The following is a 13,041-nucleotide window of genomic DNA, read 5'->3' as shown; positions in this document are numbered from 1 at the left end:
ACGAGACAGCCCTCCGGGAAGTTCACGTCGTGTCGAATCGCCCGTCGAATTCGAAAAATCCTTGTCGTGCAAAGCTTTTCTTCGCGGCAGGCGCGGGGCCGTCCCGTCACCCAGACGGATGATCCGGTGCTCCTGCGTTTGTCATAGTCGCCTGCGCATATGAGCATCTGTCCTATGACGACTGTCGTGCACACTCCCGCGGAACTGCACCGCCACACCCACGGCCCCGGCTGCGGCCACGACGCCGTCGTGCACCAAGACCACGTCGACTACCTGCACGACGGACACCTGCACCGCGAACACGTGACGGATCACGGTGTTCACTACGACGAGTGCGACAAGTGCAGGTGCGCGCACTGCGCGGACTCGTGCGCGTGGTGCGACTGCTCGGACTGCGACTGCCCGACGTGCAACCACGCCCAGTGCGCGTGCGATGGCTGCTCCGACTCGTGCGCGAACTGCACGTGCGCCAACTGCAGCTGCCCCACGTGCAGTCACGCGGCGTGAGTTAGTCCGCAGTGGACAGTTGGAAGACCGTCTCCTGGTGGTAGACGTCGCCGGGCCGCAGCACCGTGCTGGGGAAGTCCTGGCGGTTCGGCGAGTCCGGGAAGTGCTGTGCCTCCAGGGCGAATCCCGCGCCGCGGCCGTACGGGCGGCCGCCGGTGCCGACCAGGTCCTCGGTCAGGAAGTTGCCCGAGTAGAACTGCAGGCCGGGCTCGCTGGTCCACAGCGTCAGCAGTCGTCCGGAGGCCGGGTCGCAGGCCTGCGCGGCGAACGAGGCACCGGAGGAGTCCAGCACCCAGTTGTGGTCGTACCCTCCCGCGATCCGCAACTGCGGGTGGGCCGCGCGGATGCGGGCGCCGATCGCGGTCGGCAGCCGGAAGTCGAACGGGCTCGCCTCGACCGGCACGGGAGCGCCCACCGGGATCAGGGCCTCGTCGACGGCGCAGAACCGGCTCGCGTTGAGCATCAGCGACTGGCGGTGCACGTCGCCGCTGCCTTCCCCGGCCAGGTTCCAGTAGGTGTGGTTGGTCATGTTGAGAACGGTGGGCGCGTCCGTCGTCGCGCGGTAGGTGATGCGCAGGCGGTTGTGCCGGTCGAGCCGGTACGTCACCTGGGCATCCACGGCGCCTGGGAAGCCACCGTCCCCGTGCGGGCTCACCAGTTCGAGCCGCACGCCCACGCTGTCCGTCTCGTGCAGTTCGGTCGCGGACCACACACGCGTGTCGAAGCCGGCCGGTCCGCCGTGCAGGCTGTTCGGGCCGTTGTTGAGCGGGAGCTGGTGCTGGACGTCGTCGAGGGTGAAGGCGCCGCGCGCGATCCGGTTGGCGTACCGGCCGATCACGGCGCCGAAGAAGACCCTGGTCGCGCCGGGCCGGGTGTTCGCGACGTAGTCGTCGAGCGTGGGGAACCCGAGCACCACGTTGGCGGGAACGCCGTGGCGGTCGGGTGCCTCCAGCGACTGGATCACCCCGCCGTAGTCCAGCACCCGCACGGTGAGGCCGCCCGGCCACGCCAGGACGTACCGGTGGACGTCGGTGTCACCGACCCGGCCGAACTGCTCCCGGCGTAGCTCGGGTTCCCGCTGCGACATCGAACTCCTCGTGTCAGTTGATCAGGGCCCGGCAGTGCTGCGTCCGGATCCGTTGTGGTGCGACGCTCTCCAGGGTCGGTGTGACCGGGACGATGGAGCCGTCGCGGCCGAACCTCATCCTGTCGATCGTGGTCTCGCGGTGCGTGCCGTCCCCGCCGGGGATGGCGAAGCGGTGGTACACGAGGTACCAGTCGTCGGTACCCGGCACCTGCAGCATCGAGCTGTGCCCCGTGCCCTTCACCCCGAGCTTCAGGTCCTTGCTCAGGATCAGGCCGCGGTTCGTGAACGGGCCGGTGGGGCTGGGCGCGGTCGCGTAGGCGACGCGGTAGTCCTCGCTGCGGGTGTCGTCGACCGACCAGCTCAGGTAGTACGTGCCCTTGCGCTCCACCATGAACAAACCCTCCCGGAAGTCCGTCAGCCCGGTGAGGCGGGTGATCTTGGCCGGGTCGTAGGAGATCATGTCACTGTTCAGCGGAACGACGTAGGCCTCACCGTTGCCCCAGTACAGATAGGGCTGCCCGGAGCGGTCGACGAAGACGGCGGGGTCGATGGCCTGGCCGCCGTTGGGGTTGCGGGCGATCAGCGGCTGACCGGAGTCGACGAACGGGCCGGTCGGGGAGTCGCTCACCGCGACGCCGATCTTGGCCTCGGCGCAGAAGTAGAAGTAGTACTTCCCGCCGCGTTCGACGATCGTCGGTGCCCACGCGTTGCGGTCCGCCCAGCTGACGCCGGGACCGAGGTCGAGGATGACGCCCTCGTCCTTCCAGTCGACCAGGTTCTTCGACGACCAGGCGGAGAACTTCGTGCCGCTCCAGCCGTCGAAGCCGTCGGTGGTCGCGTAGATGTAGTAGGTGTCGCCGAACGCGACGACGTTCGGATCGGCGTTGAGGCCGGGCAGCACGGGACTGCGCATCTCGTGGGCCTCGACCGTCCACACGCGACTCTCACGGCCCAGCCTCACGGTGAACTGCCGCGGCTTGCGCAGGTCGACCGGGCCGCTGGGCGTGATGGTCGCGCCGGGAGCCAGACCGAAGTCGAGCTTGACCCGCCGCAGGTCGGTACCCGGTCGCACGGGGAGAACCACGCTGCCGGGTTCGATGACCGCGGGTGCTTTGAGCGAGTCGTGCGCGACCGACCGGATCAGGGTCGCGTTGAACGGCAGCGCGGCCACCTCGGTGCTCGCGAGCGCCCGGTTGTAGAGCCGGACGTCCTTCATCCTGCCCTGGAACGTCCTGTCCGCCGCGTAGACCGATCTGCCGAGGTAGTTGGCTGCCGTGATCCCACCGCCGAGGTCGGACGGCTTGATGGTGACGGCGTTGTTGCGCGCCACTTCGGCGCCGTCGAGGTAGAGCACCTCCACGCCGTTGCCGACGGTCAGCGTCACGTTCTTCCAGACGCCGCGCGGCAGCGCCCTGCCGGAGTTCACGCCCTGCTCGGTCGTCCAGTTGCCGGTCGCGATCGCGCCGCGATACCCGTCACCGGTGCTGAACAGGTAGCCGTTGCCGACGCCGTTCGGCGCCGTGTTGCCGAACCCGTAGAGGAAGTACGGCGTCTGCTGGCCCGGGTCGACCAGCACGTCGGCGGAGATCGTCGCGGCAGGGGCGCCGGTCAGCATGTTGTTCGGCAGCTGGACGTGGCCGCCCTTGAGCGACAGGGAGCCCTCGGACCACGTGGCGTCGCCGGCGAGCACGCCGTCGTAGCCGTGGCCGGTGGCGTCGGCGGCGGACCCGTTGAGCGGCCAGTGCGCGACGAGGCCCTTCGAGTCGGCCTTCACCGGAGCAGGGGGAGCGGTGAGCCGGGACAGCTCGGCCTGGGTCACCGGGAGCACCGTGCCGTGCCGCGGGGACGTGGGCAGGCGGGCTCCCGTGGACATGGTCCACTTGCCGGAGGCGAGGTCGGTCGTCTCGAACGGCACGTAGCCGCGGCCGCCGTACTCGTCGATGAACAGGTACCACTTGTTCTCGGTGTTGGACTTGAACCCGGTCGGGCCCTCACCGGCGCTCAGGCCGGGGCTGGTCGAGGTGGCCTTGCCGATGCACTCGGCGACGAAGTCGTACTTCGGGTTCAGCAGGTCCGCCGACTTCTCCGCGGTGATGTACTTGCTGCACGGCGAGGACGACGAGTTGTTCCGCTCGTCCTTGGTGTAGCGGTAGTAGGTGCCGTTGTGCTCGATGACGGTCGAGTCGATCACCGAGTAGCCGGGGTCGATCCACACCTTCGCCGGGCTGAACGTCACGAAGTCGCGCGTGGTCGCGTACATCATCCGGTTGTAGCTGTCACCGGTGTGGCCGGGATCGGTCTCCGCGTACAGCTTCGACGCCCAGTAGACGACGTAGTTGCCGCGCTTGGCGTCCCAGAACGCCTCCGGCGCCCAGGTGTTGCCCGCGGTCGGCGGCGAGACCTGGACGCTGCGCTGGCGAGACCAGTTCCGCAGGTCCGTCGACTCCCACACCATCAGCGACCGGCTGCCGCTGCGCTGCGCCGCGTCCCAGCCACGTCCGCCGTTGATCTTCAGGTCCGTGGCCAGCAGGAAGAACTTGTCCCCTTCGGGGGAGCGCAGGATGAACGGGTCGCGCACGCCCAGTTCACCGAGGCTGGACTTCAGGACCGGCTGGCCGCCGTTGACCTCGGAGAAGTCCAGCGGGTTGTTCCCGTTGCTGGCGGCGGCGTAGATCTGCTCGCCGATCGGGCTGCCTTCGCCGGTGAAGTAGAAGAAGCTGTAGCCCGCCAGCGGTTCCTTGACGGGCAACGGGGTGACGGTGGCGGTGAGCGAGCGGGTGACGCTTTGCTGCCCGCGGCTCACCTTCGCCGTCAGCACGACCTTGGCGGGTTTGCCGCCCGCAGGAGGGCGGCTCACCTCACCGGTCGGCGTGATCACCTTGCCGTTGGACGACTTCCACGTGACGGTCGTGTCGTGCGCGCCGGTGGCGGGCAGGGTGAGATGTCCGCGGACGTCGTCGATGTTCGGGACTTCCAGCGCGTTCGCCGCTGTCCGCACGAGCGGTTCGGCGGCGGCAGGGGTGATGGGGACCAGGGCGGCCGTCACGGCCACCACCAGACCGAAACGGCGCAGGGATGACAACATCGTTGTTGTTCGCCTTCCGGGGTGGAGAGAGGAGATTTCAGGCGCGTCGCTTGGTCCAGACGTCGTAGGCGACCGCCGCGAGCAGGACGAGACCCTTCACGAGCATCACGCGCTCACTGGGCGCGCCGATCAGGGACATGCCGTTGTTGATCACGCCCATGATCAGGCCACCGGTGATGGCGCCGACGACCTTGCCGACACCGCCCTGGACCGCCGCACCGCCGATGAACGCGGCCGCGATGGCGTCCAGCTCGAACGACATGCCCGCCGTCGGGCCCGCCTGGTTGAGCCGGCCGGCGAAGATCACGCCGGCCAGTGCGGCCAGCGCGCCCATGTTCACGAACACCCAGAACGTGACGGCCTTGACCTTCACACCGGACAGCGTGGCGGCCTGCAGGTTGCCGCCGATCGAGTAGATGTGCCGTCCGAACACGGAGTTGCCGGCCATCAGCGAGTAGCCGAGCGCGAGCGCCGCGAGCAGCACCAGGACCCACGGCAGGTTGCGGAACCGGGCGAGCTGCACCACGACGGCCATCACGACGACACCGACGCCGACGATCTTGAGGACGAACACCGGCATCGGCTCGACGACCTGGCCGTAGCCGAGCCTGGCCGCGCGCTTGCGCCACTGCGACAACGCGAACCCCGCCACGAACGCGAGTCCGGCGAGCAGGCTCACGAGGTCGGCGCCGCCGAGCGGGCCGAGGGCGATGTTGCCGAGGTAGCCGCCCGTGAAGCCGTTCGCCAGCGACCGGATCTCGTCGGGGAACGGCCCGATGCCCTGGTTGCCCAGCGTCGTCAGGGTGAGCGCGCGGAACACCAGCATGCCCGCCAGCGTGACGATGAACGCCGGGATGCCGAAGTACGCGATCCAGTAGCCCTGCGCCGCGCCGATCAACGCGCCCGAGAGCAGCGTCAGCAGTACCGCCACCGGCCACGGCAGTCCCCATTGGACGGTCAGCACCGCGCAGATCGCCCCGGTCAGCGCCACCGTCGAGCCGACCGACAGGTCGATGTGCCCACCGATGATCACCAGGATCATGCCGATCGCGAGGATCAGCACGTAGGAGTTCTGCACGATGATGTTCGAGATGTTCTGCGGCTGCAGCAGGGCGCCGTCGGTCAGCACCGCGAACAGGACGACGATCAGCGCGAACGCGACGTAGATGCCCGACTGCCGCGGGTTGATCGAGAACCGCCGTGGCTGGGCCGGCGGGGCGGCGGCGGGAGCGGGCGCGGTCTTCGTGGTCATCAGCTCTGTCCTCGCGTCATAAACTGCATCAAGCGTTCCTGCGTGGCCTCTTCGCGGCTGACCTCGCCGGTGATGCGGCCTTCCGACAGCGCGTACACGCGGTCGCACAGGCCGAGGAGCTCCGGCAGCTCCGACGAGATCACCAGCACCGCGCGGCCCTGGGCGGCGAGCTCGTTGATGATCGAGTAGATCTCGTACTTGGCGCCGACGTCGATGCCGCGCGTCGGTTCGTCGAGGATCAGCACGTCCGGGTCGGTGAACATCCACTTCGCCAGCACGACCTTCTGCTGGTTGCCGCCGGACAGCGTGCCGGTCGGCGTCGACACGGCGGACGTCCTGATGCCCATCGACTTCCTGAACCGTTCCGCGACGGTGTACTCCTCGTTCTCGTTCACCCATCCGCGGTTCGCGAGCTTGCCCAGCGCCGCCGCGGAGACGTTGCGCTGCACGCCCTCGATCAGGTTGAGCCCGTACTTCTTGCGGTCCTCGCTCACGTACGCGAGGCCGTGCCGGATCGCGCCGCGCACCGTGCGAGTGTCGATCTCCTGGCCGTCCTTGACCACGCGCCCGGAGATGCCGACGCCGTACGAACGGCCGAAGACGCTCATCGCGAGTTCGGTGCGGCCTGCGCCCATCAGGCCCGCGAGGCCGACGATCTCCCCGCGCCGCAACGACAGCGTGGCGTTGTCGACGACCACCCGGTCCGGCTGGGCGGGGCTGTGCACCGTCCAGTCCTCGATGCGCAGCACCTCCTCGCCGATGTCGGGCGTGCGCGGCGGGAACCGGTGTTCCAGGTCGCGGCCGACCATGCCGGAGATGATGCGTTCCTCGCTGAGTCCCTTGGCGGGCAACGTCTCGATGGTCTTGCCGTCGCGCAGGACGGTGACCGTGTCGGCGATCCTGGTGACCTCGCCCAGCTTGTGGGAGATGATCACCGAGGTGATGCCCTCGTTCCGCAGGCCGTCGAGCAGGTCCAGCAGGTGCTGGGAGTCGTCGTCGTTCAACGCGGCCGTCGGCTCGTCCAGGATCAGGAGGCTGACCTCCTTGGACAACGCCTTGGCGATCTCCACGAGCTGCTGCTTGCCGACGCCGAGGTCGTTCACCGGGGCCGTCGGGTTCGCCTGCAGTCCGACGCGGTCGAGCAGTGCCTGGGCCTCGTGGTTGGTGCGGTTCCAGTCGATGAACCCGCGCCGGGACCTCTCGTTGCCCAGGAACAGGTTCTCCGCCACGGAGAGCTGGCCGCACAGCGCCAGCTCCTGGTGGATGATCACGATGCCGCGGCGCTCGCTGTCGCGAATGCCGTCGAACGCGCACGGCTCGCCCTCGAAGAGGATGTCGCCGTCGTACGTGCCGTGCGGGTGGACCCCGGACAGCACCTTCATCAGCGTGGACTTGCCCGCGCCGTTCTCGCCGCAGATCGCGTGGATCTCACCGCGCCGCACGGTCAACGAGACCTCGTGCAGCGCGGTGACACCCGCGAACCTCTTGGTGATGCCGCGCATCACCAGGATGTCGTCGGACACAGGACCTACCTGAGCTGGTCGGCGGTGTAGTAACCGGAGTCGATCAGCTCTTTCTGGTAGTTCGCCTTGTCCACGGGAACGGGCTGGAGCAGGAAGGACGGCACGACCTTGTTGCCGTTGTCGTAGTCCTTGGTGTTGTTGACCTCGGGCTTGCCGCCCTTGAGCACCGCGTCGGCCATCTTCACCGTGACGTCGGCGAGCAGGCGGGTGTCCTTGTGGATCGTCGAGTACTGCTCACCGGCGATGATCGACTTCACCGAGGCGACCTCGGCGTCCTGGCCGGTGACGATCGGGTAGGCCTGGCCGGCCGTGCCGTAGCCACCGCTCTTGAGCGCGGAGAGGATGCCGATCGAGATGCCGTCGTACGGGGACAGGACGCCGTCGACCTTGGCACCGCCGTAGGTCGAGGTGAGCAGGTCCTCCATGCGCTTCTGCGCGGTCGCGGGGTCCCAGCGCAGGATCGCGACGGTCTTGAAGTCCTTCTGGCCCGACTTCACGACGAGCTTGCCCTGGTCGACGAGCGGCTGGAGCACGGACATGGCGCCGTTGAAGAAGAACGTGGCGTTGTTGTCGTCCGGCGACCCGGCGAACAGCTCGACGTTGAACGGGCCCTCGCCCTTCGTCTTCAGGCCGGCCAGCAGCGAGTTCGCCTGCTCCACGCCGACCTTGAAGTTGTCGAACGTGGCGTAGTAGTCGACGTTCGGGCTCTTGCGGATCAGCCGGTCGTAGGCGATCACCGGGATCTTCGCGTCGGCGGCCTGCTGCAGCTGCGACGTGATCGCGGTGCCGTCGATCGAGGCGACGATCAGGAGCTTGGCGCCCTTGGTGATCTGGTTCTCGATCTGGTTGGCCTGGGTGGGGATGTCGTTCTCCGCGTACTGGAGGTCGACCTTGTACCCCTTGCCCTCCAGGGCCTTCTTGATGTTGTCACCGTCGTGGATCCAGCGTTCGGACGACCGCGTCGGCATGGTGACGCCCACCAGCGCACCCTCGCTGGAGCCGGTCTGCTGGTCGACCGTCTTCTCCGCCGAACCGCAGGCGGCGAGGGTGACGGCGAGTGCGGTGGTGGCCGCGATCCTGGCAAGCCTCATTGCTTCTCCTCGATGTCACCGACAGGCAACAAATGCTGTAGGCGGCGAGTGTTATCGCTAACAACATGCCCGTCAAGTTTCAACTGGATAACAGCAGGTAGTTCCTGTTAGCGCTCACAGGAACCGGTTGCAACGTGGCGAAGGTCAAGTCGCTGAAGTCGAAGAACGCGTAGTCGGCAGCCTTGTCCCCGCTGTCACTGCGTCCGCGAAGTCGCTCTGGTCCGAACGGGTCAGCACCCTTGAACCGCAACACCACACGGCGTACGGGTGACCTCCTAGGCAGGTGAGGAGATGCAATGCCCCCGCATCAACGCCAAGGACGAGTTGCTCCGCCTGCGGGCCGTCTGTCTGGACATCGCCCAACGGGCCGTCGACGACCCCAGGCGCCTTGGGCCGTTCCCTGCTCGATCGGTGGCGTCGGATCGGCCGCGCTCAAGGAACTCAAGCGCCGCCCAGCCTGCATGGATCAGCTCACCCGCGAGCGGCTAACTGTTCTGCCGATTCGTGCGCGAACGGCCCGCGAACGCCGCCTGACCGCAGGGCGGCGGGCTGAAGGCAGCCCAGGACGCCCAGTCCGGACTGATCCCAGGGCACCGGCGGGGCGCTGTGCAGGGCAATCGCCCCCACGTCCATCGGCTGGCACGTGTGGGCCGCACGACTTGCGGAGATCGCAACAATCTGGAGGCCCGGATCGTCGAGGCCAAGCGTGACGGCCGACTCGGAGGAGTCGAAGGACCGTCGGAGGAGTCGAAGGACCGCAGGTAAGCCTGACCGTCGTCAGGACAAGATCGCCCAGATCGACGCCCCGCTCCAGCGTCGAACCAGCGAGGTCACGCTTGGCATGCCTGTCTTTGTCCCATTCACCGGCAGGACAACGTCCGCGATCCCCGTCGAAGTAACCGGCTATGCCGACGACAGTGCGGTGAGACAGGATGTCGGCATGGCGGAGTCAGAACGGCAGGCCCGTGTCATCGCGCTTCTGGAGGACAACGTCAGGACAGAGCTCGAGGTCGTGAACGGCATGCTGGATCTGGGATTGAGCGATGCGGCCATCGAGCGGCTGATGGAGGGAGTCACATCAGGTGTCCTCTATGCGTTCGACATCGATTGGGCACCGAACTGGGTGAAATCCGATCAGGTCCACACGTGGCAGGAGGCGGTCGGGTGGTTCGGCCGCTGCCCCCAATGCCTGATGGACTCACCGCCGTCGACCAGCCGCGAAGAAGCGTCGGCATGGGTACGTGACCATGAGTCTTCACATTGAGCTGACCTTCGCTCAAGCCGCCGATAGCGCGTTCCGCCACCGCGGAACCCGGTAGCCGGCGTCGATCGGTCTGCCAGGCTCCAATGGGTTCAGAGAAGCCCGCGTCCGGTGCCTCCTGTTCCGCGTCGCCCCTTCAACGCACCCACCTCGAACAGATCATCGGAAACCTCGTGCCGACCTGGTTGCGCAGCTGGCCGGGGAGTCAGGATCGTCGTCCCGTTGCGGATGAACGGGATCGCTCGCGTCATCGCCTTGCACCGCGCAGACGACCACCTGGTACGCACCTCGGCCGAGGTGGCCGGGTGCCTCCCTGCACAGGGCGAGATTCGTCCTGATCGGACAGCCGGTGGTGCCCGAGGGCCTGGCGGAGTCGCCGAGTGGGATGTTCGGACTGGTGTCGCGCGTCGCTTCCGGCTCGCACTGGCGTTGGTGTTGCGTCCAGGAAGGCGTGTCCGTGCCACAAACGCAAAGCGCCCGCTGCCACCGGAGTGACAGCGGGCGCATCCCTGGTTCGGTCAGGCGATCTTGCAGGCCTTTCCGTTGATCGTGAAGGCGGTCGGGTCCGTTCCGGTGCCGGAGCCGTTGAATCCGATGTGGACCGACTTGCCCGGTTCGACCTGGCCGTTCCACGGCATGCTGGCCGCCGTCACGTCCCGCCCGGTCTGGCTCCACGTCGCCGACCACCCGGCGGTGACCTTCTGGGTGCCGGGGAACGCGAACCCGAGCTTCCACGACGTCCACGCGGTCGTGCCGGTGTTGGTGAGCTTCACCTGCGCCGACAGGCCGTCGGGCCACCGGCCGGCGGTGAAGCCGACCTCGCAGTCCGACTTCGGCGTGGTCGTCCCGGACTTCTCCGCCGCCCAGCCCGAGACCCAGGCGAGCGCGGAGTTCCAGTTCACCGCCACCTCGTTCACCGAGTAGGCGCCGATGTCGTCCACCCAGCACTTCTGCTGCGGGCAGCCGGCGAGCAGCCGCTGCGCGACCGGGTCCTGCAGAGCGCTGTTCGGGCCGCCGGACAGCGAACCGGGCGGCGCGATCGGCAGGGTCGGGTCGTTCTGGTGCGCCCAGAACCGGTGGTGCGCGTTGCGCATCGCCTGGTCGCCGTAACCCGCCACGTACGAGGTGCTCAGCGGGTTGCGGCCGAGGACGTAGTGCAGCGCCTCGAACACGCCGTCGCGGTACTTGGCGGCACCGGTGAAGTCGTGGGCGAGGGCGAGCACCTGGGCGTTGTTGAGGACCGCGGAGTTCGAGCCCCAGACGTACCCGTCCGTGCTGTTGTCGTACGGCGCGGCGTAGCCCATCCCGGCCATGGCGGCCAGGTGCTGGTCCGCGACCGTCGCGAACGCGGACTTGATCGCCGCGACGTCCGCCGCCGGCAGGCCGTTGGGTGCCAGGGCGAGCGTGATGTCACCCAGCGGCGCGGTGCCGCCCCAGTAGAAGCCCGCCCTGGTCAGACCGGCAGCCTTGTAGTGCGGCGAGGCCGTCACGTCGGTCCGGTAGGCGCTGTCGCCGGTGGTGGCGTACAGCTCCGACGCGGCCCAGTAGAACTCGTCGCTGACGGTGCTGTCGCTGTAGGCGCCACCGCCGGTGCCGTCGTCCGGGTCGGCGAGCTTGGCCGGGTTCGCCTTGGCCGCCGTGTAGGCCTTGCGCGCCGCCGTGAGCAGCGTCGCCGAGTAGGTGGCGTCGATGCCCTTCCACAGCCGGGACGCCTGCGCGGCGACCGCGGCCAGGTTCAGCGTCGCGGCGGTGCTGGTCGCGGACAGCCTGCGCGGCTGGTCGTCCAGTTCGGGCCGGGTCGGCAGGGCCGTCCAGTTCGCGTCGTGGATCTTGTGGTGCGCCATGCCGTCGGGCGCCTGCATCTTCAGCAGGAAGTCGACCTCCCAGCGCGCCTCGTCGAGCAGGTCGGGCACGCCGTTGGTCTTCTCCGGGATGGCGAGGGTGCCGTCGCGGAACGCGGACGCGTCGCCGACGCGGGTGGCCCGCTCGTAGGAGTTGAGCAGCTGCCAGGCCGCGATGCCGCCGTTGACCACGTACTTGCCGTGGTCGCCCGCGTCGTACCAGCCGCCGCGCACGTCGAGCGTGTAGCCGCACGCGAGGTCGGCCCGGCACGGCACGTTGTTGTCGCCCTGGTTGGGGGTGACGTTGATGTGCCCTGCGGGCCGCGCGTACTCGTCGCCGACGTACTGCGCCTGGATCGGGGTGCCGCTGCGCTGGTGGTAGAAGAACGCGAGCGAGTCGTAGCGCAGCCGCTTGATCGGGTCGGCGGAGATGTCGAACGGGAAGCTGCTGTCCTCGCCGACGGACAGCGTGTAGCCGGTGCCGGCCGTGTCGAACGACGAGAAGTCGATCTGGTGAACCGGGTCGCCGGACGTGGCGTCCGCGCCCTTCGGCGTGCTCTGGCCGGTGGCGACGGCCGTGCCCGCGGAGTTCTTGAGAGTCCACGTCTGCGGCGTCGTCGCCGTGGAGACCAGCGTCGCGCGCTTGGGCAGGCCCGGCGCGTACCCCACCAGGTCGACCTGGACCTTCTTGGCGGGGTTGGGGTTCACGCCACCGGGCGGCTTCACGCCGCCGACCAGCGAGACGTTGTCCACGCAGATCGTGTTGTCGGCCGCCTGGCCGCCCAGCTGGAACGCGACCTGGCCGTTGCCCGCGTCCGGGAAGTCCAAAGTGGACGTGAAGGTGAACGTGAAGTGCTGCTTGGCGGTGGAGAGCGCGAACTGCTGGCTCGCGATCCCGCGGTACGGGCTCACGCTCTCGCCCGCGGCGGCCGTGATCGGCTGTGCCGTGGTGGCACGGGCGTCGAACGAGAACGTGTAGGACTGGCCGGTCTCGAACGGAACGCCGTTCTGGCCGATCAGGGCGTCCCACGGGTTCGTGGTCCCACCGGTGACCGCCGCGCACAACTCGCCGCCGGTGACCCGGTTGGTCACTCCGGCGCCGCTCCACCAGGGATCGGCGGCGCCGCTGTCGAACGTGCCGTTGAGCACGCGTTCGTAGTCCGCCGCCGCGGCTGCGCCCGCGGCCTGGAGTGAGCTCGCCGTCAGCACCGCGAGCAGGGTCGCGGCGAGGAGACGTGGGGGTTGCGATCTCATGCTGTGAGGTTCTCCGTCCTCGTCGAGGGGGGGGGGGGGGGGGGGGGCCCCCCCCCCCCCCGCGGGGGGGGGGGGGGGGGGCCCCCCCCCCCCCCCCCCCGGGGGGGGGGAGGGAGTCTAAGTGAGAAAAGACCCCCCCC

Annotated in this window: 8 protein-coding genes; 1 reads left to right on the top strand and 7 read right to left on the bottom strand. The window is 68.5% G+C overall.

Annotated features, from left to right (window positions below):
- Positions 1-323 precede the first annotated feature (323 nt).
- Genes ACIRG5_RS03080 through chvE form a run of 6 tightly spaced genes read right to left on the bottom strand, consistent with a single transcriptional unit; the run spans position 324 to position 8,545 of the window.
- Complete coding sequence (locus ACIRG5_RS03080) at positions 324-488, bottom strand: hypothetical protein (RefSeq protein WP_402899270.1); 165 nt, start codon at positions 486-488, stop codon at positions 324-326.
- A gap of 20 nt (positions 489-508) precedes the next feature.
- Positions 509-1,594 carry an aldose epimerase family protein gene (locus ACIRG5_RS03075; RefSeq protein WP_402899267.1) on the bottom strand — a complete coding sequence of 362 codons (1,086 nt, stop codon included), beginning with the start codon at positions 1,592-1,594 and terminating at the stop codon, positions 509-511.
- A gap of 13 nt (positions 1,595-1,607) precedes the next feature.
- The gene (locus ACIRG5_RS03070; protein WP_402899264.1) at positions 1,608-4,679 is read right to left on the bottom strand and encodes a family 43 glycosylhydrolase; all 3,072 of its coding nucleotides are present in this window, start codon (positions 4,677-4,679) and stop codon (positions 1,608-1,610) included.
- A 37-nt stretch (positions 4,680-4,716) separates the two neighbouring features.
- Positions 4,717-5,931 carry a multiple monosaccharide ABC transporter permease gene (mmsB, locus tag ACIRG5_RS03065; protein ID WP_402899261.1) on the bottom strand — a complete coding sequence of 405 codons (1,215 nt, stop codon included), beginning with the start codon at positions 5,929-5,931 and terminating at the stop codon, positions 4,717-4,719.
- The gene (mmsA, locus tag ACIRG5_RS03060) at positions 5,931-7,433 is read right to left on the bottom strand and encodes a multiple monosaccharide ABC transporter ATP-binding protein (protein WP_402900873.1); all 1,503 of its coding nucleotides are present in this window, start codon (positions 7,431-7,433) and stop codon (positions 5,931-5,933) included. The genes mmsB and mmsA overlap by 1 nt, the downstream gene beginning before the upstream one ends.
- Before the next feature lie 26 nt (positions 7,434-7,459).
- Positions 7,460-8,545, bottom strand: a complete 1,086-nt coding sequence (gene chvE, locus ACIRG5_RS03055) for a multiple monosaccharide ABC transporter substrate-binding protein (RefSeq protein ID WP_402899258.1) — start codon at positions 8,543-8,545, stop codon at positions 7,460-7,462.
- A gap of 706 nt (positions 8,546-9,251) precedes the next feature.
- Between chvE and ACIRG5_RS03050 the strand changes: the two genes are divergently transcribed.
- A complete protein-coding gene (locus ACIRG5_RS03050; protein WP_402899256.1) occupies positions 9,252-9,809 on the top strand; it encodes a hypothetical protein in 558 nt (185 codons plus the stop codon).
- A 515-nt stretch (positions 9,810-10,324) separates the two neighbouring features.
- Here the strand turns inward: ACIRG5_RS03050 and ACIRG5_RS03045 are convergent.
- On the bottom strand, positions 10,325-12,901 hold the full coding sequence (locus ACIRG5_RS03045; RefSeq protein ID WP_402899253.1) for a glycoside hydrolase family 9 protein: 2,577 nt from the start codon (positions 12,899-12,901) through the stop codon (positions 10,325-10,327).
- Positions 12,902-13,041: the final 140 nt, after the last annotated feature.

Source organism: Lentzea sp. NPDC102401 (assembly GCF_044765805.1).
Taxonomy (GTDB): domain Bacteria; phylum Actinomycetota; class Actinomycetes; order Mycobacteriales; family Pseudonocardiaceae; genus Lentzea; species Lentzea sokolovensis.
Note: the sequence above shows the minus strand (reverse complement) of the source record. Positions and strands in the feature narration are given on the sequence as shown.

Bases quoted from the DNA above. Each gene is read 5' to 3' on its own strand.
- ACIRG5_RS03075 (WP_402899267.1), bottom strand. From the start codon at position 1,594: ATGTCGCAGCGGGAACCCGAGCTACGCCGGGAGCAGTTCGGCCGGGTC.
- ACIRG5_RS03070 (WP_402899264.1), bottom strand. From the start codon at position 4,679: ATGTTGTCATCCCTGCGCCGTTTCGGTCTGGTGGTGGCCGTGACGGCC.
- mmsB (WP_402899261.1), bottom strand. From the start codon at position 5,931: ATGACCACGAAGACCGCGCCCGCTCCCGCCGCCGCCCCGCCGGCCCAG.
- mmsA (WP_402900873.1), bottom strand. From the start codon at position 7,433: ATGCGCGGCATCACCAAGAGGTTCGCGGGTGTCACCGCGCTGCACGAG.
- chvE (WP_402899258.1), bottom strand. From the start codon at position 8,545: ATGAGGCTTGCCAGGATCGCGGCCACCACCGCACTCGCCGTCACCCTC.
- ACIRG5_RS03045 (WP_402899253.1), bottom strand. From the start codon at position 12,901: ATGAGATCGCAACCCCCACGTCTCCTCGCCGCGACCCTGCTCGCGGTG.